At 68.6% G+C, this 22,981-nt stretch carries 23 protein-coding genes; 14 read left to right on the top strand and 9 right to left on the bottom strand.

Annotation, left to right across the window (positions count from 1 at the left end; translation table 11 throughout):
* Window positions 1–284: 284 nt before the first annotated feature.
* Window positions 285–2,432, bottom strand: coding sequence for an RNA polymerase recycling motor ATPase HelR (helR, locus tag ACFXJ8_RS27980; protein ID WP_379646946.1), 2,148 nt, complete (start codon window positions 2,430–2,432; stop codon window positions 285–287).
* 347 nt (window positions 2,433–2,779) lie between these two features.
* On the opposite strand from helR, the gene ACFXJ8_RS27975 reads away from it, so the two are divergent.
* Genes ACFXJ8_RS27975 through ACFXJ8_RS27935 form a run of 9 tightly spaced genes read left to right on the top strand, consistent with a single transcriptional unit; the run spans window position 2,780 to window position 12,846 of the window.
* Entirely contained in the window at window positions 2,780–3,667 is an 888-nt protein-coding gene (locus ACFXJ8_RS27975; protein ID WP_379646945.1) for a phosphotransferase, read from the top strand.
* 44 nt (window positions 3,668–3,711) lie between these two features.
* Window positions 3,712–4,551: a lytic polysaccharide monooxygenase gene (locus ACFXJ8_RS27970; protein WP_379646944.1), complete on the top strand. Its 840-nt coding sequence runs from the start codon at window positions 3,712–3,714 to the stop codon at window positions 4,549–4,551.
* Window positions 4,536–5,069, top strand: coding sequence for a DUF305 domain-containing protein (locus tag ACFXJ8_RS27965; protein ID WP_379646943.1), 534 nt, complete (start codon window positions 4,536–4,538; stop codon window positions 5,067–5,069). The genes ACFXJ8_RS27970 and ACFXJ8_RS27965 overlap by 16 nt, the downstream gene beginning before the upstream one ends.
* A gap of 41 nt (window positions 5,070–5,110) precedes the next feature.
* A complete protein-coding gene (locus tag ACFXJ8_RS27960; RefSeq protein WP_379646942.1) occupies window positions 5,111–5,788 on the top strand; it encodes a FadR/GntR family transcriptional regulator in 678 nt (225 codons plus the stop codon).
* 15 nt (window positions 5,789–5,803) lie between these two features.
* On the top strand, window positions 5,804–7,033 hold the full coding sequence (locus ACFXJ8_RS27955) for an ABC transporter substrate-binding protein (RefSeq protein ID WP_379646941.1): 1,230 nt from the start codon (window positions 5,804–5,806) through the stop codon (window positions 7,031–7,033).
* On the top strand, window positions 7,030–7,875 hold the full coding sequence (locus ACFXJ8_RS27950) for a carbohydrate ABC transporter permease (protein WP_379646940.1): 846 nt from the start codon (window positions 7,030–7,032) through the stop codon (window positions 7,873–7,875). Before ACFXJ8_RS27955 ends, ACFXJ8_RS27950 begins: the two co-directional genes overlap by 4 nt.
* The gene (locus ACFXJ8_RS27945; RefSeq protein WP_379646939.1) at window positions 7,872–8,684 is read left to right on the top strand and encodes a carbohydrate ABC transporter permease; all 813 of its coding nucleotides are present in this window, start codon (window positions 7,872–7,874) and stop codon (window positions 8,682–8,684) included. The genes ACFXJ8_RS27950 and ACFXJ8_RS27945 overlap by 4 nt, the downstream gene beginning before the upstream one ends.
* Window positions 8,681–11,629, top strand: a complete 2,949-nt coding sequence (locus ACFXJ8_RS27940) for a glycoside hydrolase family 38 C-terminal domain-containing protein (protein ID WP_379646938.1) — start codon at window positions 8,681–8,683, stop codon at window positions 11,627–11,629. Before ACFXJ8_RS27945 ends, ACFXJ8_RS27940 begins: the two co-directional genes overlap by 4 nt.
* Window positions 11,626–12,846, top strand: a complete 1,221-nt coding sequence (locus ACFXJ8_RS27935) for an enolase C-terminal domain-like protein (RefSeq protein WP_379646937.1) — start codon at window positions 11,626–11,628, stop codon at window positions 12,844–12,846. Before ACFXJ8_RS27940 ends, ACFXJ8_RS27935 begins: the two co-directional genes overlap by 4 nt.
* A gap of 18 nt (window positions 12,847–12,864) precedes the next feature.
* Here the strand turns inward: ACFXJ8_RS27935 and ACFXJ8_RS27930 are convergent, their stop codons facing one another.
* Both ACFXJ8_RS27930 and ACFXJ8_RS27925 read right to left on the bottom strand, forming a co-directional pair.
* Window positions 12,865–13,680 carry a hypothetical protein gene (locus tag ACFXJ8_RS27930; RefSeq protein ID WP_379646936.1) on the bottom strand — a complete coding sequence of 272 codons (816 nt, stop codon included), beginning with the start codon at window positions 13,678–13,680 and terminating at the stop codon, window positions 12,865–12,867.
* A 53-nt stretch (window positions 13,681–13,733) separates the two neighbouring features.
* Window positions 13,734–14,546, bottom strand: a complete 813-nt coding sequence (locus ACFXJ8_RS27925) for an alpha/beta fold hydrolase (protein ID WP_379646935.1) — start codon at window positions 14,544–14,546, stop codon at window positions 13,734–13,736.
* A 56-nt stretch (window positions 14,547–14,602) separates the two neighbouring features.
* Between ACFXJ8_RS27925 and ACFXJ8_RS27920 the strand changes: the two genes are divergently transcribed.
* On the top strand, window positions 14,603–15,052 hold the full coding sequence (locus tag ACFXJ8_RS27920) for a MarR family winged helix-turn-helix transcriptional regulator (RefSeq protein ID WP_379646934.1): 450 nt from the start codon (window positions 14,603–14,605) through the stop codon (window positions 15,050–15,052).
* A 2-nt stretch (window positions 15,053–15,054) separates the two neighbouring features.
* Here the strand turns inward: ACFXJ8_RS27920 and ACFXJ8_RS27915 are convergent, their stop codons facing one another.
* The 3 genes from ACFXJ8_RS27915 to ACFXJ8_RS27905 are packed head-to-tail and all read right to left on the bottom strand — an operon-like array spanning window position 15,055 to window position 17,872.
* Entirely contained in the window at window positions 15,055–15,819 is a 765-nt protein-coding gene (locus ACFXJ8_RS27915; protein ID WP_379646933.1) for an SDR family NAD(P)-dependent oxidoreductase, read from the bottom strand.
* The gene (locus ACFXJ8_RS27910; protein WP_379646932.1) at window positions 15,816–16,766 is read right to left on the bottom strand and encodes a DUF4432 family protein; all 951 of its coding nucleotides are present in this window, start codon (window positions 16,764–16,766) and stop codon (window positions 15,816–15,818) included. Before ACFXJ8_RS27910 ends, ACFXJ8_RS27915 begins: the two co-directional genes overlap by 4 nt.
* Window positions 16,763–17,872, bottom strand: coding sequence for a DUF4185 domain-containing protein (locus ACFXJ8_RS27905; protein ID WP_379646931.1), 1,110 nt, complete (start codon window positions 17,870–17,872; stop codon window positions 16,763–16,765). The genes ACFXJ8_RS27910 and ACFXJ8_RS27905 overlap by 4 nt, the downstream gene beginning before the upstream one ends.
* A gap of 244 nt (window positions 17,873–18,116) precedes the next feature.
* Between ACFXJ8_RS27905 and ACFXJ8_RS27900 the strand changes: the two genes are divergently transcribed.
* Window positions 18,117–18,500 carry an ATP-binding protein gene (locus ACFXJ8_RS27900; RefSeq protein ID WP_379646930.1) on the top strand — a complete coding sequence of 128 codons (384 nt, stop codon included), beginning with the start codon at window positions 18,117–18,119 and terminating at the stop codon, window positions 18,498–18,500.
* Window positions 18,501–18,528: 28 nt separating this feature from the next.
* The gene (locus ACFXJ8_RS27895; RefSeq protein ID WP_379646929.1) at window positions 18,529–18,876 is read left to right on the top strand and encodes an STAS domain-containing protein; all 348 of its coding nucleotides are present in this window, start codon (window positions 18,529–18,531) and stop codon (window positions 18,874–18,876) included.
* A 400-nt stretch (window positions 18,877–19,276) separates the two neighbouring features.
* Here the strand turns inward: ACFXJ8_RS27895 and ACFXJ8_RS27890 are convergent, their stop codons facing one another.
* Window positions 19,277–19,870, bottom strand: a complete 594-nt coding sequence (locus ACFXJ8_RS27890; protein ID WP_379646928.1) for a hypothetical protein — start codon at window positions 19,868–19,870, stop codon at window positions 19,277–19,279.
* Between the two features lie 37 nt (window positions 19,871–19,907).
* Complete coding sequence (locus ACFXJ8_RS27885; protein ID WP_379646927.1) at window positions 19,908–20,555, bottom strand: TetR/AcrR family transcriptional regulator; 648 nt, start codon at window positions 20,553–20,555, stop codon at window positions 19,908–19,910.
* Window positions 20,556–20,638: 83 nt separating this feature from the next.
* On the opposite strand from ACFXJ8_RS27885, the gene ACFXJ8_RS27880 reads away from it, so the two are divergent.
* Window positions 20,639–20,995 (top strand): nitroreductase/quinone reductase family protein, encoded by a 357-nt coding sequence (locus tag ACFXJ8_RS27880; protein ID WP_379646926.1) that lies wholly within the window; start codon window positions 20,639–20,641, stop codon window positions 20,993–20,995.
* Window positions 20,996–21,043: 48 nt separating this feature from the next.
* Window positions 21,044–21,442, top strand: a complete 399-nt coding sequence (locus tag ACFXJ8_RS27875; protein WP_379646925.1) for a hypothetical protein — start codon at window positions 21,044–21,046, stop codon at window positions 21,440–21,442.
* Window positions 21,443–21,548: 106 nt separating this feature from the next.
* Here the strand turns inward: ACFXJ8_RS27875 and ACFXJ8_RS27870 are convergent, their stop codons facing one another.
* Window positions 21,549–22,973, bottom strand: a complete 1,425-nt coding sequence (locus ACFXJ8_RS27870; RefSeq protein WP_379646924.1) for a recombinase family protein — start codon at window positions 22,971–22,973, stop codon at window positions 21,549–21,551.
* Window positions 22,974–22,981 lie beyond the last annotated feature (8 nt).

Below are 22,981 nucleotides of genomic sequence, written 5' to 3'. Positions count from 1 at the left end.
CTGAGGTACCGGTCACGAAATGACCAAGCATGATCGGTGGTGGTAGCCGCACCGCAACCCGCAGGCCGCGCCCATGCCGAGCACCCCCGCCCCGATGATCACCGTGGTGTGGGTGCTCGGCCGTCATTCCCCGCCGTGACCGTGGGCGGCGTGCTCCAGCACCCGCGAGACGGGCCCACCTGGCTCCTGGTGGGTGGGAACGGCGCTGCCGTACGGCGACGCCGAGCCGGAGGAGCCGGCGCGCAGGGCGCGCCCGAGCCGCGCGCTCTGCAGTCCGGCTGACGTCAGGAGCTCGTGAGGATGACGAGTTGCTGGGTCGCCCGGGTCATGGCGACATAGCGGTCGACCGCTCCTTCGATGCCCTCGCCGAACGCCTCCGGGTCGATAAGGACGACCAGGTCGAACTCGAGCCCCTTCGCCAGCTCCGGAGTCAGCGACCGGACACGGGACGTCTCCCGGAACGTGGGATCGCCGATGACGCAGGCGATCCCGTCGGCGTGCGCGGCCAGCCAGCTGTCGAGGACCGAGCTCAGCTCCGCAACCGATCCGTGGACGACGGGGACGCCGCCGCTGCGGATGGAGGTCGGCACGTTCGCGTCCGGGAGCGCGGCCCGGATGACCGGCTCGGCCTCGGCCATGATCTCCTCCGGCGTCCGGTAGTTGACGCTCAGCGAGGCCAGGGTGATCCGGTCGAGCCCGATCCGCCCGAGCCGTTCCTGCCACGACTCGGTGAACCCGTGCCTGGCCTGGGCCCGATCCCCGACGATGGTGAAGCTCCGCGACGGGCAGCGCAGCAGCAACATCTGCCACTGCGCGTCGGTCAGCTCCTGCGCCTCGTCGACGACGATGTGCGCGAACGGGCCGGCCAGCACGTCCGGTTCGGCGCTGGGCAGTTCGGAATCGTCGACCAGATTGCGCTGGAGGTCGGCGCGGCGCAGCTGGGTCACGAGGCCTTCGCCGTCGTCATCGGCCGCGATCAGGTTGTCGACGACCTGGGCCATGCGCTCGCGCTGGACGGCCAGAGCGGCTTGCTGCCGGCGCTTGCGTCGCGACGCCTCAGGGTCGCCGAGCCGCTGCCGGGCCGCGTCCAGCAGCGGCAGGTCCGACACCGTCCAGGCCTGGGCGTCCTCGCGCTGCAGCTGCCGTACCTCATCTGGGGTGAGCCAGGGAGCGCACAGTCGCAGGTAGGCGGGCACCGTCCACAGGTCTCCCACGAGATCGGCCGCCTCGATCAGCGGCCACGCGCGGTTGAAAGTCGTCAGCAGCTCTCTGTTCTGCAGCAGCGACTTGCGGAGCAGGGCATCCGATGCCTCGCCGTCGTGCTTGTCCATCAGGATCGCGAGCAGCGCCTCCCAGATCTGGTCGCGCGCCTCGTTGTGCGGGGTACCGGGGTCCGGTGCCGCGAACGCCTCTGCCCAGTCGTCGGCGCTCAGCCGGATGTCCTCCCAGTGGGTCGTGACCGTCATCGCCTTGGTGGGCGGGTTTTCGTAGAACCTGACGGCCGGCTCGATCGCGCTCACCATGTTCGCGGTCGACTTCAGCCGGGCCACGTCCGGGTCGGCCTCGATCGCTGCGGCGGCTCCCTCGGGGAGGAGGTCGCGCAGGGTGCAGGTCTGCACGCCTTCCTCTCCGAGGCTGGGCAGGATGTCGGCGACATAGGCCAGGTACGGCTGGTGCGGACCGACGAACAGCACGCCGCCCCGGTGGTGACCGAGGCGGGGGTCGGCGTAGAGCAGGTAGGCGGAGCGGTGCAGCGCGACGACGGTCTTGCCGGTACCCGGGCCGCCGTCGACGACCAGAGCGCCGCGCGATCCCGCGCGGATGATGGCGTCCTGGTCGGCCTGGATGGTGCCGAGCACGTCTCGCATCCGCGGCGACCGGTTGCTGCCCAGGCTGGCGATGAAGGCGGACTGGTCGTCGAGCGCGGCGTGCCCGACCAACCCGTCCGGGGTGAACACCTCGTCCCAGTAGTCGCTGATCCGGCCGCGGGTCCAGCGGTAGCGGCGGCGGCTTGCCAGGCCCATCGGGTTGCCGTGGGTGGCTCCGAAGAACGGCTCGGCCGCGGGGGAGCGCCAGTCGAGCAGCAGCCGGCGGCCCGCGCTGTCGGTGAGGCCGAGTCGGCCGATGTACACGGGCTCGGGGTCGTCCGCGCTGACCATGTGTCCGAGGCACAGGTCCAACCCGAAGCGACGCAGCGCGCGCAGGCGGGCGCTCAGCCGGTGGATCTCCAGGTCCCGGTCCAACGCCTGCCGGCCCTTGCCGCCGGGCGCCTTGCGCTCGGCGTCGAGGCGGTCGGACAGTTCGGCGATCGACTGCTCAAGGCTGTCCGCGATGGCCGCGAAGTGCTGCTCGTCGGCGGCGATCAGTTTCGGGTCGGCTTTGGGAGAAAGGTGGTCGGGAAGGTCGAACGCGCTGGTAGTCAAGGGATTCAAAGTCATCAGCTCCGGTCTGGTGGCCGTTGTCGGTTCAGGCTTTTCTCAACTGATCGCATCGAGACTGATCGCATCGAGACTGATCGCATCGAGCAGCAGCTTCGCGGCCACCGCGAGCCCTACCAGCGGTTCGACGTCCCCGCGCGACCCATACGTCGACAGCAAACACCCGCACGTCGCATCCCCCGTTTCAGCAGGTTGTGGCCTCGGCGGACGATTGTGCGGCATGACCGGGGTCTTGTGGCAAGCCCCCCGGTCCGCTATACGTTGAGAGTGGAAAGGCGCGGGTACTCCCCTTTCCACTCCGGCCCCTGCCTGATCGTGGGAGAGCCTGCCAGGATGGGCCGATGCGCGAGAGGTATGGCCGGCTGTGCCGGGAGTTCGGGGACAGCTGGGTGGCGGAACGGCTGCGCGGCGGCAGCAAGAAGGGCGTCTACCGGCTCACCTTCGACGATGGCCGCACCGCCGTCGTCTACGACTGGGACGAGAGCGAAAACTACTGGCCGACGCCGCAGGAGTCCACAGGTCTGGCGCTGTTCCTGAACAACCACGCCCTGCTCGGCGCGCTCGGTGTGCGGGTGCCGAGGATCTACGCGACCGGCGCCGACCTCGCCCTGGTGGAGGACGTGCGCGGCGGCACGCTGGAAGCCCGCCTCGAGACGGACGGCGCGGCGACCACCCTGACCCGGCTCAGGGCCGCTTTGGAGAAGATGCGCGCGTACGGCGGACAGCGGCACGGCCGTCCGTGCGAGGACGTCGTCCTGGAGCACGCCCGGGCCGATCTCGCACATGCCGCCGAGAACGAGGAGCGTATCGGGCGGGCGTACGACGTGCTGGAACGCCGGTTGGCCGCGCTGCGCGAGAGCGTCGAGCCGCGCGAGCGGTACGCGCTGATCCACGGCGAGCTGGGCCCCGATCACGTCCTGGTCGACGACGACGGCGACCCGGTGCTCATCGACATCGAGGCGGCGAGGGTCTTCGACGTCGAGTGGGAGCACGTCTTCCTCGAGTTGCGCTTCGGCGACCACTATCCGGCGTTGCGGATCGACGGGCTCGACGGGCGGCGGATGGAGTTCTACCGGCTGGCGATGCACCTGTCGCTGGTGGCGGGCCCGCTGAGGCTGCTCGAGGGCGCGTTTCCCGAGCGCGAGCTGATGGTGGACATCGTGCGGCACAACACCGAGTGCGCGCTGAGACTGACAGGGGCCCTTGCGCGCGACGCCGTACCGAGTTAATCCTTAGGAAGGTTTCCTGTTAGTTAACCTCCCCGGGAGCTCCCGTGAACAAGAGAACCGCCGCCTTAGCCGCAGGAACAGCCGCCCTCGTCCTCCTCCCCGCCGGAGCCGCCAACGCGCACGGCACGATGTCCAACCCGCCGAGCCGCGTCTACGTCTGTAAGAACGAAGGCCCCGAAGCGCCCAAGTCGGCCGCCTGCAAGGCCGCCGTCGCCGCCGCCGGAACCCAGGCCTTCTACGACTGGAACGAGGTCTCCCTGCTCGAAGCGGGAGGCAGGCACCGCCAGATCATCCCCGACGGGAAGCTGTGCAGCGCGGGACGCGACAAGTACCGGGGCCTCGACCTGCAGCGCGCCGACTGGCCCGCCACCTCGGTACGGCCCGGCAGCTTCACGCTCACCTACCACGCCACCGCGCCGCACGCGAACAGCAACTTCGAGTTCTACATCACCCGTGACGGGTGGAACCCGACCATGCCCCTGAAGTGGTCGGACCTCGTCCACCTCAGGACGTTCAACAACCAGAACCCCACGACGTTCACGAACTGGACGATCAACCTGCCGCAGCGTTCGGGCCGGCACATCCTGTACTCGATCTGGCAGCGCGTCGTCGGCAGCAACGAGGCCTTCTACACCTGCTCGGACGTCGACTTCGGCGGAGGCGGCACGCCGACCCCCACGCCCACTCCCACTCCCACGCCGACCCCCACTCCGACGCCCACGCCGACCTCGACAGCCCCTGCGGGGACGTGGCAGGCTGGCAAGGCCTACAAGGGGGGTGACCGCGTGACCCACGCCGGTCTGTCCTACGAGTGCCTGCAGCCCCACACGGCCATCGCCGGCTGGGAGCCACCCAACGTCCCGGCGCTGTGGAAGCGCGTCTGATCGCAGCCCTCGCCGCGGCCCTGCTCCTCGCGGCGGGCTGCGGCGAGCCGCCGCAGGAGCAGGTCAACGCCGACGACGTGATGTTCCTGCAGATGATGATCCCGCACCACAAGCAGGGCATCGAGATCGTACGGCTGGCGGGCGGCAGGGCCACCACCGCCGAGATGAAGACGCTCGCGGCGGCGATCGAGCGCACGCAGTCGGCCGAGGTCGCCATGATGACCAGGTGGCTGACCGAATGGGACCAGCCGCTCACCGCGCCCTCCGACGCGCACGCGGGCCACGGCGGCTTGCCGGAAACCGACAGGGAGCGGGTCGCGGCGGTCAGGAACGAGCGGGATCTGGTGAACCTGCTGATCGCGCACCAGGACGACGCGATCCAGATGGCCAGGGTCGAGGTCTACAACGGGTTGAACCCGCAGGTGAAGGAGTGGGCGAGGCAGGTGGAGCGCTCGCGTGACGCCCAGATCGACCAGATGCTCACGTTCCTCGGCCCCCACCCCTCCCCGAGCGCCTGAAAGGCTGGACCCAGTCACCTGATAAGTGATCTAATCACTTTATGACGGTAGCCCGGCCTTCCCTCTCCGGCGTACTCACCGAGCAGGTGCTCGGCCTGATCACCGAGAGCGGGCTGCAGCCGGGCGACCGGCTCCCCTCCACACGCGAGCTCGCGCAGCGGTTCGCCGTGACCACCCCCACGCTGCGCGAAGCGCTGCGCCGCCTCGAGGCGACGGGCGCGATCGAGATGCGGCACGGCTCAGGCCTCTATGTCGGCGCGGACATCGAGCGGGTCGTGCTGCCCAACCCCAACATGCGCACCATGCCGGGCGGCCAGCTGCTCGACCTGCTCGACGCGCGCATCCTCGTCGAACCGCCGCTGGCAGGGATGGCGGCCGGGCGGCCGGGCGCGGAGGAGCTGCGGAAGGTGCTCGGCCAGGCGGCCCTGCACCTGCGTGGCGACGACGCCGAGCTGCACGAGGCGAACATGACCTTCCACCGGGTCGCGGCCAGGCTGGCGGGCAACAGCGTGCTCGGCGAGGTCGTCGACTCGCTGCTGCGCGTGCACGCCTCCGAGCAGCGGGAGATCCTGCGGCTGTTCGACGACCGCCGCCGCGACTACGACGAGCACCTGGCGATCCTCGAGGCCATCGAGGCAGGCGACGCCGTGGCGGCGGAGGAGCTCATGCGCGCCCACCTGCTTGACGTGAAAACGGTGATCCAGCACAGGCTCATGTAGAACAGGAGGCCGGTCATGATCCGGCGTACCCCCATCCTGCTGACCGCTTTAGTCCTTCTGGCCGCGTGCGGGAGCACTCCCGCCCGCCAGGCCAAGACAGAGCTGACCCTCTACAACGACAAGGGCGCGTGGAGCCCGTACTTCACCGAGATGGGCGCCCTGTCCAAGCAGCAGATCGGCCTCGACATGAAGCCGGTCGGCTACACCGACGAGCCGACCTACCAGGCGTTCATCAAGGCCTCGTTCCGCACCAACGTCAAGCCCGACCTGTTCACCTGGCAGACCGGGGGGCTGCTGAAGGAGATCGTCGGGCAGAAGCAGGTGGCCGACACCAGCGCCATCTGGCAGGAGGCGATCAAGAACGGTGACCTGTCCCAGGACGTGGCCACCTACTACACCGTGGACGGCAAGCAGTACTGCGTGCCGCTGAACGTCGCCTACTGGGGGATGTTCTACAACAAGAAGATCTTCGACGCGCACGGACTGAAGCCGCCCACCACCTGGGACGAGCTCATCACGGTGGCCGAGACGCTCAAGAAGGCCGACATCAAGGCCTTCTACCACACCTCCGTCCTGTTCTCCTTCGTCTGGTTCGAGCAGCTCCTGGCCGGAACCGACCCCGACCTGTACGACCGGCTCTCGACCGGCAAGGCGAAGTACACCGACCCCGGCGTGGTCCAGGTGATGGAGAAGTGGAAGTCGCTGATCGACGCCGGATACTTCAGCCACCCGGGCGACAAGACCGACCCCGCCGACGCGCTGAAGAACGAGAAGGTCGCCATGGTGTCGTTCGGCACCTGGTTCAACACCAGCATGACCCAGCGCAATCTGGACGCCGGGTTCTTCGTCATCCCCAACGTCAACCCCTCGCTGCCCAAGACCTCGATGATCTTCGAGAGCGGGCCGCTCTGCTCGCTAACCAAGGCGCCCGACCCCGAGGCGAGCATGAAGTACCTCAAGTGGTGGACCACCGTACCGGCGCAGGAGAAGTGGGCGACCGCCCGCGGCGACGTCAGCGCCAACCCGAAGGTGACCATCAAGAGCGAGGTGCTCGGGCAGGTCACCAAGGACGCGGGCAGCGGTAGGTACCGCCTGGTCAACCGCTACTTCGAGGCGACGCCGCCGCCGATCCTGACGGCCGCGCTCGACGGGTTCGGGCTGTTCGTGGCCAAGCCGGAGACCTACCGGCAGGTGCTGGAGGACATCCAGAAGAAGGCCGACGAGTACTGGAGCACGCACCAGTGAGTCAACGGTCCGCCCCGCTGCTCGGCAGGTTCCGCGCGGGCTACGTGTCCCCCGCGGTCCTGCTGGTGGCGGCCCTGCTGTACGCGCCCTTCGTCTGGACGGCCTACCTCAGCCTCACCCGCTACGACGGCCTGGCGCCGCCCGAGTTCGTGGGATTGGCGAACTTCGTCAAGCTGCTCGACGACCCCGCGCTGTTCACCGCGATCCGCAACACGCTGATCTGGGTCGTGGGCACGATGGTGCTGCCCGTCGGCCTCGGCCTGCTGGTGGCGGTGCTGTCGTACGACATCAGGGGCGGCGCGTGGTTCCGCGTGCCGTTCATGCTGCCGTACGCGCTCAGCGGGGCGGGGCTCGGCCTGGTGTGGAGCCCGATCCTGTCCCATGACGGCATCGCCAACCGGCTGCTCGGCGTCGACACCGCCTTCCTGCAGGACGCGCCGCAGAACACGATCGCCATGCTGCTGGTCTGGACGTGGCAGCAGCTCGGCGTCAACACGCTGCTGTTCGCGGTCGGGCTGCAGTCGATCCCCAAGGAGCCGATCGAGGCGGCGCGGCTCGACGGCGCGTCGGGGTGGCGGCTGTTCAGGCACGTCATCTGGCCGCTGCTGGCGCCGCTGACCGCCGTGGTCGTCGGGCTGGCGCTGGTGGCGAGCCTGAAGAGCTTCGACATCGTGTGGGTGATGACGCAGGGCGGACCCGGACGCAACTCGGAGACGCTGGCCGTGACCATGTACCGCGACACGTTCGTGGCCAGCGAATACGGGTACGGCTCAGCCGTCGCCGTCCTGCTGACGGTCGTCACCGGCCTCGCCTCTTACCTGTATCTGCGGAGGCGCGCATGATCAGGCGGTTGGTCCTCGTCGTGCTGGGGCTGATCTGGCTCGGCCCCACGTACCTGCTGATCGTCAACGCCGCGCGCCCCGCCGACACCTACGACCCGTCGCGGGCGTGGCTGCCCTCGCCGGACTTTTCGCTGGTCGAGAACTTCCTCCTGGCGTGGGAGCGGGCCGACCTGGCGCAGAGCCTGGCCAGCACCGCCGTCTACAGCGTCGTCTCCCCGGCGCTCGGCGTGCTGATCGGGGCGCTGGCGGGATACACGATCGTGGTGCTGCGGCTGCGCCACGGCTTCTTCTGGTTCATGGTCATCTTCGGTGGCACGATCTTCCCCTCGCAGATGCTGCTCGTGCCGCTCTTCGTCGGCTACAGCGACGCCGGGCTGTACGACACCCGCCTCGGCATGATCGTCGTGTACACGACGATCAGCGTGCCGCTGTCGGCGTTCGTGCTGCGCAACTTCTTCACCGGCGTGGCTTTCTCGATCTTCGAGGCGGCCAGGATGGACGGCGCGTCCACCCTGCGGATCTTCCTGCGCGTCTACCTGCCGCTGGCCACCAGCGCGCTGGCCGCGGTCTTCATCCTCAACTTCACCTTCATCTGGAACGACCTGCTGTTCGGGCTGACGCTGTCGCAGACCGCCGAGGTGCGCCCGGTGATGACCGCGCTGGCCGGGCTGCTGACCGACGTCTACGCGGGCACCCCCGTGCCCGTGGGCCTGGCGGCGGGGCTGGTCGTGTCACTGCCCACGGTGGTGCTGTTCGTGGCCACCCAGCGGATGTTCGCCCGTGGACTCGCCCTTGGAGGACTGTCATGACGAGTCGGCTGCTGCAGCCGAGCCTTGGTTCCCCCGACTATGACGGCATACGGCAGGCGTTGCGCGAGGACACCTCGACTCCGGTGATCTCCGTCAGGGGCCTGGAGGCGCGGGCCTCGGTGCTGCCCTTGATCACCCATGACGGCCGCCAGGCGGTCAGAGTGTCGGTGACCGGCCTGGTGCCCGCCCATCTCGAACACGTCCTGGTCGGCGTGGACAGGGCCGAAGGCGCCGACGTGACGCTGCTCGTGCCCGAGGTGTCACAGCCGCGGGACTTCACGCTGGAGCTGCGCGACGGTGAAGGGTTGATCGGCGAGGCGGTGATCACCGTCACGCCGCAGCGTCACTGGGACGTCTTCGTCGTCCACCACTCCCATCTCGACATCGGCTACACCGATCCGCAGGGCACCGTGCTGCGCCACCACCTCGACTATCTGGACGCGGCGCTGCGGCTGACGGAGGAGAGCGCCGACTGGCCCGACGACGCGAAGTTCCGCTGGACGGTGGAGTCGTCGATGCCCGCGCTGCGCTGGCTCGACCAACGGCCCCGCGACCTGGTGGAGGCGTTCAAGCAGCGGGTGAGCGAGGGGCTGATCGAGGTGACCGCGCTGCCGTTCCAGCTGCACACCGAGGCCTGCTCGACCGAGGAGCTGTACCGGCAGTTGCGCTTCACCGAGGAGTTCCCGGCCCGCTCGGCGATGCACACCGACGTGCCGGGCGCGGTCGTCGGGCTGATCGACGCGCTCAACTCGGTGGGCGTGCGCTACCTGGCGGCGGCGCACAACTGGGCGGGGCGCTCGGTGCCGTACCTGCATGGCGGCGACAAGTTGACCAGGCCGTTCAGGTGGCGGGCGCCGAGCGGCAACGAGCTGCTGGTGTGGTTCACCGACACGCCGCACGGCATGGCCTACATGGAGGGCAACACGGTCGGCCTGGCCGACTCCTTCGAGCTGGCCGACGACCTGCTGCCGCGCTACCTGTGCGCGCTGGCGGGCAGGGGCTATCCGTACGGCCCCGGCACGTTCGGCTGGCAGGGGCCCGACGCGGAGCGGGAGCCGTACGCGCTGGACGCGTTGCACCTGCGGGTGCAGGGGGCGCACGCCGACAACGCGGGGCCGTCGATCGTGCCCGCCTCGATCGTGCGCGAGTGGAACACGAAGTGGGCCTATCCCCGGCTGCGCTCGGCGATCAACAGCGACTTCTTCGCCCACGTCGAGGAGCGCTACCACGACCGCCTGGCCGTACACGAGGGTGACTGGACCGACTGGTGGGCAGACGGGCTCGGTTCCGGCGCGCGCCCGCTCGGCTACGTGCGCAGGGCGCAGAGCGCGCTGCGCGCCGCCGAGACGCTGCACACGCTGGCGGGCGCGGACGCGACCGAGCAGATCGACCTGGCCTACGACAAGGTGGCGCTGTTCAACGAGCACACCTGGGGCGCGGCCAACCCGTGGGAGGACGCCGAGGAGGCGGGCGACTCGGGCGGGCTGCAGTGGACGCGCAAGTCGGCGGGCGCCTACGACGCGCAGGACGACTCCGCCGACCTGCTGCAGGCGGGCATGCGCAGGTTCGGCAGGCGCTTCGGCGGCACCGGCTTCGTCGTCGTCAACCCCGGCACGCAGCGGCGCACGGACGTGGTGCGGGCCTTCCTGCCGCGCGACGTGGTGCCGCTGGACGAGCCGATCTCGCTGGTGGACGAGCGGACGGGCGAGCGGGTCGCGCACCACGAGGAGGTCGTGCACCCCGTCGACTGGCCGACGCGGCCGATCGGCCGCCACATCAGCGCCGTCGTCCGCGATCTTCCCGGGTACGGCTATGCGTTCGTGTCGATCAGGCCTGGCGAGCCCGGCACGACCATGGACATCGAGGAGACGATCGAGAACGAGTTCTACCGCGTCTCCTACGACGTCAAGGAGGGCTACATCCGCTCGATCTTCGACAAGGCGGCGGGCAGGGACCTGGTCAACGCCGACGCCGCCGCCGGGTTCGGGCAGTACGTCTACGACCGCTACGCCACCGCGCCCCACTTCAACCACATGTCGGGGCATGTCGGCGCGCACGACAGGACCCTGCTCGGCGACCGGGCGATCGGCCGCCACGCCGCGGTCGTCAAGGCCGAGCGCACCGCGATCGGCGAGAAGCTGGTCGTGGAGCTGCAGGCCAAGGGCGTCGACTGGGTGCGCACGACGATCGAGCTGTACGACGGGGTGCCGCGGGTCGACCTGACCTACCAGCTGGCCAAGCAGGGCACTCCGGCCAAGGAGGCGGTCTTCCTCGCCTTCCCGTTCGCGTGCGCGGGCCCGCCCACGTCGTGGGAGCTGACCGGCGGGGTGGGCGGCGGCCCCAGCGTGCCGGGCTCGGCCGCCTACATGCTGCCGATCAGGCACTGGATCGCCTTCGACGACCCTGAGCTGTCGGTGGCGTGGGCGACGCTCGAAGCGCCGCTGGTGCAGCTCGGCACCATCCACATGCCGTACGCGCCGTTCCCCGCCACGCTCGACGAGGAGCCCGGCACGATCTACTCCTGGGCGCTCAACAACATCTGGGACACGAACTTCCCCACCCAGCAGCAGGGGGAGACGACCTTCCGCTACGCCGTCACCTCCTCCTCGTCACTGAAGAGCAGGGTGCTCGGCCCCTTGGCCGCCGCCGGACTCACCGATCCCTTCCTCGGCATCCTCGCGACCGGGACGGGTACGGCACCCAGCAAGGAGGGCGTCTTCGCCGACGTGGACCATCCCGAGGTGCACATCACCTCGCTCGGCCGTACCGCCGACGGGGTCGTCGTGCGGCTCCAATCGATGGCCGCGACCGAGGTGGAGGTCGCGGTCGGGCTGCCGGGGCTGCGCTCGGCCACGGTCGGCGGCGCGCCGCTGGAGGTCCGCGACGAGCGGGTCAAGGTACGGCTGCCCGCCTGCGGGGTGGCCGCCGTCAGGGGGGTGCTGTGAAGATCGTCGACATCAGGGCCACCACGGTGGCCGTCCCGCTCGAAGCGCCGCTGCGCCACAGCAACGGCGCCCACTGGGGCAGGTTCGTCAGGACCATCGTCGAGGTCGAGACCGACAACGGCCTGGTCGGGCTCGGCGAGATGGGCGGCGGGGGAGAGAGCGCCGCCGCCGCCTTCCGCGGCATGCTCGACTACCTGGCCGGCCACGACCCGTTCCAGCTCGAAGCGCTTCACTTCAAGATCGCCAATCCGACGGCCTCGCTGTACAACAACCGCACCCAGCTGCTGGCCGCGCTGGAGTTCGCCTGCCTCGACCTGGTCGGCCAGCACCTCGGCGTGCCCGTGTACGACCTGCTCGGCGGAAAGATCAGGGAGTCGGTGCCGTTCGCCTCCTACCTGTTCTTCCGCTACCAGGGCGAAGCCGTGCCCGAGGTGCGCACGCCCGACCAGCTCGTCGAGCAGGCCAGGGCGCTGAAGAAGGCGCACGGCTTCACCGTCCACAAGCTCAAGGGCGGCGTGTTCCCACCCGACTACGAGCTGGAGTGCTACCGGGCGCTGGCCGCCGCCTTCCCCGGCGACCGGCTGCGCTACGACCCGAACGCGGTGCTGTCCATGGCCGAAGGGCTGCGCTTCGGCAAGGCGATCGAGGGCTTCGACAACGACTACCTGGAGGACCCCGTCCTCGGGCTCGAAGGGCTGCGGCTGATCCGCGAGAGGGTCAACGTGCCGCTCGCGACCAACACCGTCGTGGTGAACTTCGAGCAGCTGGCCGCCAACGTGCTGCGCAGGGGCGCCGACGTCGTGCTGCTCGACACCACCTTCTGGGGCGGCATCAGGCCGTGCGTCAAGGCGGCGGCGGTGTGCGAGACGTTCCAGCTCGGCGTGGCCGTCCATTCATCGGGCGAGCTGGGCATCCAGCTGGCGACGATGCTGCACCTGGGGGCGGTGTTGCCCAACCTCACCTACGCGGCCGACGCCCACTACCACCACCTCGTCGACGACATCATCCAGGGCGGGAAGCTGGCCTACCGGGACGGGCGCATCGCCGTGCCCGACGGGCCGGGGCTCGGGGTGCGGCTGGACAGGCAGCGGCTGGAGCGCTACGCCGAGCTCTACAGGGAGCTGGGCGGATACCCGTACGACAGGGACCCCGGCCGGCCGGGGTGGTACGCCCAGGTGCCCAACGAGCGCTTCGCCGACCCTGAGGCGGGGCCCTGACGGTTGGCGGCGCCTTGATCACAGCGGGCGGATCGTCTCACCGATCTGGTCGAACAGCTTCTGCTTGTCGTCCTGGTCGGTGCTGAGCGTGACCGTGCAGACCGTGTCCGAGGTCGGCACATGGAACTGCGTGCCCTTGATCTCGATGTTGCCGACAGGGAGCGTGTAGAGGATCCGTGCCGCCTCGCCGCCGGCGATCTGCACCTTGGTCGCCTCGGAGACCTTGGCGCCGAACTCCTCCAGACCCTTCGTGTTGGCGTCCATCAGCTGCTCGGCCGAGTCCTGGCCGGGCTGGCAGAAGGCGTTGAGATTGGTGATGAAGCCGGTGGGTGATGCCTTCGTCGACTGGCGATCGACCGCGAAGACGGCTTTGTTGGCCGCCAGTGTCTGCGTGTCCTGCTTGACCCTCTCCTTTTGCTCGTCCGACAGGTCGCTGCGCTCCAGGAGCTTCTCGATGTCGTCCTTGGTCAGGTCGATTGCGTCCCATTCATCGGGGACGGCGACGGTTACTCCGTTGGCGTCGCTGCCGATTCGTTCGAAGCCCTCGGGTGGGGAGGTGTGGTCGCCGAGTTGCCCCGTGGGGGCGCTCGCAACCGTGACGAGGCCGCCGACGACGGAGCCGCTGCTCCCGCATGGCGTGATCAGCGCCAGGCACAGCACACCCGTGGTCACGACGTTGTAGCGCTTGGACACCAGGCTGCCCTCCTCATGCACCTTGCGGAGGCGAGTACCGATATGGCCGTGGCCGGGCGAATCACAGCTTCCCGGCAGCATGTGGCGGAGCGGTCCACTCGTCCAACATCTATTCGAGCCATGGCGGGGCGCCTGGTCCATCCCTGCATATCAAAGGTCCCGATATTTTCCCTGGGCTCGCCGTACCGGAAAGATCAGCCGAGTAGCCGCCTGATCCCGTCCGCGTACGCCCGCGGATGGGTCAGGTTGCCGTTGTGGCCGCCGGGCAGCTCCTCCAGCTCGCCGCCCACCAGGGCGGCCAGCTCCACGGCGCACAGGTAGTCGAACACCCCCCGAGGCGTCGTACGGCCGGCCGCCGCCACGATCCGCGTCGGCGACCGCCGCACGGCGTCGGGGTCGAGCACGTCCTCCCTGACCGCGGTGAAGTCGTGGCGCAGGAAGAACTCGAAGTTGGCCACCCGCTGCGGCGTCATGGGGAAGGCGGTGAGGTCGGGCTCCCTGTCGTCGCTGTGGGGGTCGATGCCGAGGACCTCGGCCACCAGCTTGATCGTGGGCGCGAGCCCTTCGCGCTCGAAGACCTTCTGCAGCTCGGCCAGCTCCCGCACGTGGTGCTCCCTGACGGCGTCGGGCAGCAGCCACGGCGCGACGGGCTCGTGCGCGATGAGCGTGTGCAGTTGCCCGGGGTGCTTGGCGGCCAGGTGGAGCCCGAGCGCGGCGCCGAAGCTGCAGCCGAGCATGGCGGCGGGCGTGTCGGTCACCTCCGCGAGGAGCCGGTGGACGTCGTCGGCGTGAACGGCCATGGTGACCGCCGGGTCGTCGAGCGTGCTGCGCGAGAGCCCTCTGCGGTCGTAGCTGACGACGGTGAAGTCGGCGACCAGCCGGTCGACCAGGTCCTTGCCCCGGTCGGCGTCGCCCTCGCCGCTCTGCGAGAGCAGCAGCACCGGCCCTTCGCCCCTGACCTCGTAGTAGATCTCCGCGCCTGGCACCCGCATCGTGTGGTTCGTCATGCCCTTCACCGTAAAGCATCAAATCTGATGTATCAAGTCTGATGTAAGATGAATCCATGAACGGAGTCGAGCTGTTCCTGCTGGGCCGCACGCTGATGAAGATCGGCGAGGAGACCATGCCGACCGAAGGGATCGGCCCCCAGACCACGAGCGTGCGCACGGTGCTGATCGTCGTCAGCGACCTGCGCGCGCACCCCGAGACCACGGTCGGCGAGGTCGCGGCGCGCACCGGGCTGCCGCAGAGCGCGGTGTCGGCGGCAGTCGCCAGGCTGAAGGAGGCGGGCTCCATCGTGACCGCGCCCGATCCCACCGACCGGCGGCGCCAGGTGATCAAGCCCGCGCCCGAGCCGTCCGCCAGGGTGGCGGAGGTACGGTCCACGCCGATCGACGGCCCGCTCGCCGCAGCCCTCGGCACCAGCGATCCCGATGCCATCGGCGAGGTGGTCGGCCTCCTGGAGCGGCTGGCCCACCGGCTCACCCCGGACTCGGTGACCAGACTGCGGTGAGGTCAGTCGGGGAGGGCGGCGGGGTTGCGGGCCAGCAGGCCGCCGTCCACCCGGTGTTCGGCCCCGGTGATGAACGACGAGCGCGGCCCCGCGAGGAAGGCCACCAGCTCGGCCACCTCCTCCGGCCTGGCCACCCGGCCCAGCGGGTGTGCGCGGCCCCACTGCGCGACCTGCTCCTCCTGCGACAGCTCACCGCGCCACAGGTCGGCGGCCCAGCGCAGCATCGGCGTGTCGACCGAACCCGGGCAGACGACGTTCACCCTGATCCCGTCGGGAGCGTGGTCGAGCGCCATCGCCCTGGTCAGGCCGTTCAACGCGGCCTTGCTCGCGGTGTAGGCGGCCACCCGCGTCTGGGAGGCGAACGCCTGCACCGACGACATCACGACGATCGAGCCGCCGCCGCGCCTGCGCAGCGCGGGCACGGCCGCCTGGCACGTCAGGTACACGCCCTTGAGATTGATGTCGAGCACCTCGTCCCACACCTCGACCGGTGTGTCCTCCACGGTGCCGTAGCGCTGCACGCCCGCGCAGGTCGCCACGATGTCGAGCCCGCCGTACCTGGTCTCGGCCAGGTCCACCAGGTCGCGCAGCTGCCCGGCGTCGCGCACGTCGGCCACGACGCCCGTGACGCGCTCGCCCTCGAAGGGCGCCTCCAGCCCGCAGTAGACGACGGACGCGCCCGCCGAGGACAGCCGTTCGACGACCGCCTTCCCGATGCCCAGCGACCCGCCCGTCACCAGGGCCACCTTGCCGTCGAACTCGCTCATGTGATCACCTCTGCCCGCAACCGCGCGGTCCTCGACTCGCCGGGCCCGAGGAGCATCGCGGTCCCGTTGTCCACAGCTGTGGACAGGCCGTCGGTCGGCATGCTGGAGAACGGCTCCAGCCCGACCACGTACGCCCTGCCCCACCACGGCCAGTCCTTCGACGCGCCGACCTCCTGCCACAGCCACAGGTACGGCATGACGTCCGCGTCCCACTCCACGCGCACCCCGAGGTCGGCGTGCACCTCGTACCAGCCCTGGTCGAAGCCTGTCAGATAGACGATCTCGCTCGGGGCGCCCTCGGGCGGCACCGTGAACAGCTCCACCGCCCGCCGCCCGAGCGGGTCGATCGACGAGGCGTGCGGGATCACCGTCACCCCTTCGGGCACCCTGATCCGCGCGCCCGGCCGCAGGAACGGCCTGCCGTACACCAGGTGGTGGCCCCACATCGCGTGCATCGGAACTTCCGCCTCGTTCGTGACCCGCCCCTCGATCTCCATCGCGGCCGTCCCCGAGACGACCCTGAAGACCTTCTCCACCTGGTACGGCAGGCGCCGCGTGCGCACCGCCAGCCGTACCGCCACCTCCTCGGGCGAGTCGGACAGCACCTCGACCGACCACGGCAGGCCCGCGACCTCCCCGTGCTGGGCCAGCCGCGCGCCCCGGTAGACGCTGGGCGCGCCGCCGTTGGGAAAGACCTCCTGCCAGCCGCCCTCGTAGTGGTCGAGGAAGGCGCCCACGTCGTCGGCCGCCTGCTGCGGGAGCGGCCTGCGCAGCCCCTGCGGCGAGAGCCACACCAGGTCGGTGTCGGTCGGCTTGTGCAGGAACTCCACGATGTCGCCGCCCTTGTCGGCCAGCACGGTCACGCGCAGCCGCTCGTTCTCCAGAACGAGCGCGCGCATGCCCTCGATCGTGATCTCCCGCAGCCTGGCGGCCCAGTTACGCGTCACTCGAACGCCAGGTCCAGGAAACGCGGCCGGTAGATCGTCACGTCGCGGTAGTGGTCGGTGTTGACGAAGCTGTTGACGTTGTAGGACACCACGAGCCCCGGCCCGGCGATCCCCGGGTGCGCGTGGGCGTTGTAGGTGAAGATGTTCCCGCCGGTCTCCGGGGTGGTGTAGACGGTGGTCTTGTTCCCGAACGGCCCGTACGGCGTGCAACTGGTGTAGGCGACGATGCGCGAGGAGAGCACCTCGGTCGTGTCATGCGTGATCAGGACATATCCACCGTTGACGCGGCTGACGGAGTACTCGTTGGCCACGCCCTCCATCAGGCGGGCGGAGTCGGCCTCGTTCCGCGACCAGGTGCCGTCGGCCTTGAGGTACTCCCACCTGCCGAGCAGGCTGCTGCCCCTGACCCTGGCCAGGTGCATGTACTTGGGCGAGCCGAGGTCCTCCACGCCGTAGACGTAGGTGTGGCGGCCGTCCCTGTGGATGCCGGACGCCCACGCCACCTTCCGGCCCGAGGGCAGGTCGTGCACGCTGATCGGCCGGTCGAGCCGCCCGGGAGCGAACCTGGCGACCACGTTGCGGTGCCAGCGCCAGTCCCACGCGCCGGTGCCGAACCGCTCGTACTCCTGGTAGGTCACCTCCACGATTCCGCCGGCGACGGTGGCGTCGCCCGCCCAGTACCAGTGGTCCTTGTCGCGGGGCGGCATCACCGCCTTGGGATCCTCGGGGGTGCCGCCGTAGATGGTGGACAGCCTGCCGCGCTTCTCCACGGCGAAGGTGTTGTTGAGGAAGACGGTCGTGCCGCCCTCCTCCCTGACCGGCGGCCGCGAACCGTCGGGGTTGACCTGGCCGAGGAAGGTGTCGGAGAAGACCCACAGCTCCTTGCCGTCAGGGAGCCTGACGGAGTAGGTGCCGTCGGCGCCCGTCCAGTCGTCGAGCCGGCCGTTGTCGTTGCCGTACGCGGTGAAGAGGGAGGTCAGACGGGCGTTGGTGGCGGCCGAGCGGAACGTCGGCAGGTCGCAGGCCGGGCTTGTCGCGAGCGCCGCCGCCGGGGTGCTGGTCAGAGTGGTGAGGACGAGGACGAGAGAGAGCAGGAGTCGCCGCATCACGGGCCCCTATCGGCTGGGGGATGTGCTTAATAGTTCTAGTCATTAGATGACTTGTTGTCCAGGGGGCTGGCGCTGCCGATGCCCGCACCCCCCGGGACTGCGCCCTGTTTTAGACAAATCAGGAGATTTCTCCCTGTTTGATCGGAACGTGTTCAGAGAAGGATGCAAGAGGGGCGACGAGCCGAGAAAGGAAGCAGTTTTCGTGCCTGATGTTCGGGGGAATTCCATAGCGGAATTGAGGGTGGAGTCCAATCTGGACGGCATCAGCACCGCCGAGGAAGCCACCCATTCTTTCGCCGGCAGGTTCGGCCTGGATGAGGAAGGCCGTTACCGGCTCGGTTTGGCGGTTCGCGAGGCCGTGGCCAATGCCGTCGTCCACGGCAACCGATATTCCCCGGACAAGAGCATTCAGCTCCGATTCTCCTTCGCGCAAGGTCGCGTCACCGTAACGGTTCGCGACGAAGGAGAAGGGTTCGACCCCTGCGACGTTCCCGATCCCTTGGAGAGCGGGGCGCTGCGCGGGTCAGGCCGGGGCCTGCTGCTGATCAGAGAGCTCGTCGACGAACTGTCCGTGCGCCACCGTGACGACCCGCCGGGCACCGAGGTGCGCCTGACCGTTCACTGAACCACTTCACAAAAGGAAGGATCACGCAATGGCCGAACTGGTATTGAAGGAACGCCGACAGGGTGATGTCACCGTGCTCGACGCGACCGGGAAAATCACCATCGGAGAAGGGAGCGTTCAGCTAAGGGAAAGCGTGCGTAACCTGCTGGAAAATGGTAGGCAGAAAATCCTGCTCGACCTGGGTAACGTCTCCTACGTGGACAGCTCCGGAATTGGGGAACTCGTCTCCTCCTACACGACCACCAATAATCAGGGTGGCCAGCTGAAGCTCCTCAATCTCACCAAAAAGATTCAGGACCTGCTGATGATCACCAAGCTACTGACCGTCTTCGAGACGTACGACAACGAAGCCGAGGCGGTGGCGAGCTTCGGCTGAAGGGTCCGATACGGCGGTGCGTTCCGCGTGGGCCACGGCGAGGAAGGCCACCCCGCGACCTGAACAGCAACCCGTGGTGCCGCCCTTGATCGCTCGTGTCCGCTGATATCCGCTCCGGTCCTTCACCTGGACCGGCGGACACCGGCGGACACACTCAAGACGGTGCGGTCGAACGAGCGGAGTGACTGGCTGAGCGGCGGATCCAGTTTGGGCCGTGACGGCACCCAGGACGGCTGCCGGTGTGTTCCCGTCGGGTCTGTGTCGGCACCTGTGCTGGCGAGTGCGATGTGGCGCTCGGCTTGGGTGATCAAGGTGTCCGCGTGTTGCCGACTTGGCGGTACCCGTTCCAGTTGTCCCGACGACAGCATGGCGTCGATCTGGTCGCGTCCTTACATCCATCTCATGAGGTGGTCCGCTTCCGAATCAGGGGGTACAAGGGCTTGCTCCGCAAGGACGTCACGAAGGGGTCATCTGAATCGCCGGTCCAGAATGTGGATGGGATCTGGCTGATGTTCACCTCGCGGCCCAGGGCTCGTTCGGCGGTCCGTGCCGCGTCATAGATCTTGTCGGCGTCCGCGGATCCCACGATGAGGACATCGACGTCCCTGGGGGGCGGTCCGGCGTGGTTGGCGTATCTCGCGGCCCATGATCCGTAGACGTACGCCTCGTCGATTCCGGCGATCGAGGCGAGAAGAGGCGGCAGGACGGCTGCCGGGCCGTACGTCACCGCCAGGAGGTCCGTGAGTGGTTTGGCGACGATGGTGTCCATGTCGGCGCGGATGAGACGCAGGTTGCCATGCCGCCTCTCAACGGTCAGCCCGGCACTGAAAAGCCGATCCGCCTCGCGGCTCACTGTCGACTGCGACGCGCCCACGTGCGTGGCGAGATCGGTCGTGGAGTATTCGTTCTCCGGATGGAGGTACAGCCAGGCAAGCATCTCGCCAACGGTGTTGGATCGCAGCAGGGGTAGCAGCACCGGCGGGGTCGCCCTCATAGATGCATAATATCATGCAACATAAGCAATCTAACGTTCAGCGGTTTCGCCGCGCCTCCAGCGCGTCGAGGATCAGGTCCAGGCCATAGGCGAACTCACTCGTGTGGTCGTAGCCCGGCCGCAGGGCGTGCTCGACGATCAGCTCGGTCAGGTACGGCAGGCCCTCCTCTGGCAGGTGTTCGAGGATGCCGCCGGCCACGTCCTCGATCTCGTCCGGGGAGGATATGGGCAGGTTGGCCTCCTGCAGCACATAGCCGCCGACGTAGCTGTCGAGCAGTGAGACGGCGTGCGCGGCCATCGGCAGCGTGAACCCCGCCCTCCGCAGCACCCCGAGCACGGCGTCGTGATGCCGCAACGTCGCCGGGCCGGGGTCGCGGCGCGAGTCCATGAGCCCGAGCGCCCAGCTGTGCCTCGACAGGACGGCCCGCGCGGAGTTCGCCCGCACCCGGATGGCGGCCCGCCAGTCGCCGAGCGTGGCATCGGGCAGTTCGATCGCCGCGAACGCCATGTCGACGACCCCGTCGAGGATCGCGTCCTTGTTCGGCACGTGGTGATAGAGCGACATGGCCTCGACGCCCAGCTCCTGCGCGACCCGGCGCATGGTGATCGCCTCGACGCCGCCGCGATCGGCGACCCGGATGGCGGCTTCCAGCACGCGGCTGCGGCTGAGCGGTTGTGGCGGCACGAGTACCCCCTGCGGGTTGACTGCCTTACAAGTGTAAGTCACCCTTACGCATGTAAGTCGCCCTGCGAGAGAAAGAGACTCCGATGCCGATGCCGAAGTGGTGGGGGCAGGTGAACAAGCGGGTGTTCAACCCCCGCGCGATCGCGGGCGGGAAGTGGCCGGTGCTGATCCACGTCGGCCGCGTCTCCGGCGCGACCTACCGCACGCCCATGGACGCCTTCCCGGTAGACGGCGGTTACGTCTTCATCCTGGTGTACGGCTCCCGCTCGGACTGGGTGCGCAATGTGCTGGCCGCCCGGTCCGCCCGCCTGCGCATCGAAGGCCGCGAACTCCTCCTCACGGCCCCCCGCCTGATCGACACACTCCCCCCGGAGGTGCCCCGCCCGCCGAAGCTGATGCGCATCACCGAGTTCCTCAGGATGGACCTCGCCACGGAATAACCACCCACCTGTGGACATACGGGCAGTTATCCCTGGATGATCTCCCCCATGAAGATCAGGAAGATCATCCTCGCCCTCGCGGCGCCTGTCCTTGCCCTGTCCCTGACCAGCGCCCCCGCACAAGCGTCGGCCGCGATGGGTTACGTGGTCGCCGCCACCGTGGGCGGCGGAAGCGTGTACGGCGAGGCCCACCTCGGCCCGAGCGGCGGGCAGACGTACCTCAAGGTCCAGGACTTCACCGAACTCGGCAACTGGCGCATCAGGGGCAGTATCGAGAAGTACTACCGCGGCGAGTGGGTCCAGGTCATCGCGTGCACGGCGAAGGACACCTACTCGACGACCTGCTACGCGAGCATCCCCGTGGGCACGCTGGTCAGGTCCCATGTGTGGGCGTTCCTCAACAACACCGTCCGCTACCACGGCTACAGCCCCTCGACCCGCGTCTGACGAAACCCGATGCGGCCCCGCCCTCCCGGCGGGGCCGCGCATCAGGCGAAATGTCGCGCGCGGCGGCTAAAGGCAAGAGAGCCCCGGTAGTCCGGGGGCTCTCGCGCTATACGGGAATGATGCTGATGGAGTCTGCCGGATACATCTTGGGCAGCCATCGGCCGCCATGGGGGAGGGGGTGGATGAGTACCTGGGAGATGTACTTGCGGGCGATCAGGTTCCGGGCCTCGGCCTGTACCGGGTCGTCGGTGAGCCAGGTCTCGATGAGGTCATCCTTGCTCGTGTCGGCCCGGCGCTCGGTAGTCAGAATTCTGACCTCTTGGCGCTTGAGCTCGTCGATCTCGGCGCGAAGGTCGGCCATGATCGCGCCCGCGTCGGCCATCGGCATGTGTCCGGCCCGCGCTGCGGTTCTCGCCTCGGTGATGCGATCCTCCAGCATCCCGATCTGCTCTGAGATGCGATCCTTCTCCCCGGCGTCCGCCACATGGTCTGACGGGGTCTCGAACCCGATCTCGATGCGCTGGAGGACATAGGCGCTCACCATGTCCTCTATCCACTTCCGGTTCCGGCCGATCTTCCCGCATCCTCCCACTCCCTTGAGGCAGGAGTACTGATCTTGGCGCCTCGGTCCCGGGTGCCGGATTCGCAGGGCTGCCCCGCAGAGGCCGCACCTGATCAGCCCCGAGAGGTGGTACTTGCGGATTCTCTGGTCGGGCGTTGCTTCGGTCTTCCGGGCGAGGAGGACGCTCAACGCCTCCCACGTAGCCCTATCGATGATCGCGGGCCAGCCGCCCTCACCGATGATCGTTCCCTGGTGGGAAACCAGGCCAGCGCATTTGGGACGGAGGAGGATGCGGCGGATGTCGTCACGGAACGTCCAAGGCTTGCCGTTGGGGCGTGTGAGTCCCTCCTTGTTCCAGTAGTCCATGACGGCTGTGAGCCCTTGGCCTGCAATGATCATGTCGGCACCCTTACGGATGGCCTTGCAAGCGAAGTCGTCGAGGTGGGTCATGTAACCGATCCCCTTGTCGGGATCTGGGGGGAGGTATCCCAGGACCGGGGGGCCTCCGTGATGCAGACCGCTCGCGCGCCGCTCCTGATACTTACGGGACACTCGTTCGCCGAGTCGCTCGGCTTCGGCTGCGTCGGCCGCAGCCAGCATGCGGCCGATCATCCTGCCGTCCGCCGTTGTGAGATCGATGGATCCCGACGCCACGGATACCAGGCGTACCCGAGTGCGTTCCACGAGCGAGATGATCGTCTCGTACTCCATCGGTCGGCGGGTCAACCGGGAGTTGGAGTAATAGACGATCATCTGGATGCGGCCGGCCTCGACATCGCTGATCAGCTTCTCGAAGTCAGGGCGGCGCTTCTTGCTCCGCGTCGAGGCGCCTATGTCGTTGTCGGAGTAGCGCCTTACCTCGGTCGCGCCGCTGCGGATGGCCAGAGCGACCGTGTCTTCCTGGCGTTTGACGCCGAGCTCTCGCCCCTCGGTGTCGTCGGAGATGCGTAGGTAGATGGCCGCGGTCACTGGCGGGA

This window comes from Nonomuraea sp. NPDC059194, from assembly GCF_042754765.1.
GTDB lineage: Bacteria > Actinomycetota > Actinomycetes > Streptosporangiales > Streptosporangiaceae > Nonomuraea.
The sequence above is the reverse complement of the archived record's forward strand: the minus strand, read 5'-3'. Positions and strand labels throughout refer to the sequence as shown.

Bases quoted from the DNA above. Each gene is read 5' to 3' on its own strand.
- ACFXJ8_RS27975 (WP_379646945.1), top strand. From the start codon at position 2,780: ATGCGCGAGAGGTATGGCCGGCTGTGCCGGGAGTTCGGGGACAGCTGG.
- ACFXJ8_RS27960 (WP_379646942.1), top strand. From the start codon at position 5,111: ATGACGGTAGCCCGGCCTTCCCTCTCCGGCGTACTCACCGAGCAGGTG.
- ACFXJ8_RS27955 (WP_379646941.1), top strand. From the start codon at position 5,804: ATGATCCGGCGTACCCCCATCCTGCTGACCGCTTTAGTCCTTCTGGCC.
- ACFXJ8_RS27945 (WP_379646939.1), top strand. From the start codon at position 7,872: ATGATCAGGCGGTTGGTCCTCGTCGTGCTGGGGCTGATCTGGCTCGGC.
- ACFXJ8_RS27940 (WP_379646938.1), top strand. From the start codon at position 8,681: ATGACGAGTCGGCTGCTGCAGCCGAGCCTTGGTTCCCCCGACTATGAC.
- ACFXJ8_RS27930 (WP_379646936.1), bottom strand. From the start codon at position 13,680: ATGGACCAGGCGCCCCGCCATGGCTCGAATAGATGTTGGACGAGTGGA.
- ACFXJ8_RS27925 (WP_379646935.1), bottom strand. From the start codon at position 14,546: ATGACGAACCACACGATGCGGGTGCCAGGCGCGGAGATCTACTACGAG.
- ACFXJ8_RS27920 (WP_379646934.1), top strand. From the start codon at position 14,603: ATGAACGGAGTCGAGCTGTTCCTGCTGGGCCGCACGCTGATGAAGATC.
- ACFXJ8_RS27915 (WP_379646933.1), bottom strand. From the start codon at position 15,819: ATGAGCGAGTTCGACGGCAAGGTGGCCCTGGTGACGGGCGGGTCGCTG.
- ACFXJ8_RS27905 (WP_379646931.1), bottom strand. From the start codon at position 17,872: ATGCGGCGACTCCTGCTCTCTCTCGTCCTCGTCCTCACCACTCTGACC.
- ACFXJ8_RS27895 (WP_379646929.1), top strand. From the start codon at position 18,529: ATGGCCGAACTGGTATTGAAGGAACGCCGACAGGGTGATGTCACCGTG.
- ACFXJ8_RS27890 (WP_379646928.1), bottom strand. From the start codon at position 19,870: ATGAGGGCGACCCCGCCGGTGCTGCTACCCCTGCTGCGATCCAACACC.
- ACFXJ8_RS27880 (WP_379646926.1), top strand. From the start codon at position 20,639: ATGCCGATGCCGAAGTGGTGGGGGCAGGTGAACAAGCGGGTGTTCAAC.
- ACFXJ8_RS27875 (WP_379646925.1), top strand. From the start codon at position 21,044: ATGAAGATCAGGAAGATCATCCTCGCCCTCGCGGCGCCTGTCCTTGCC.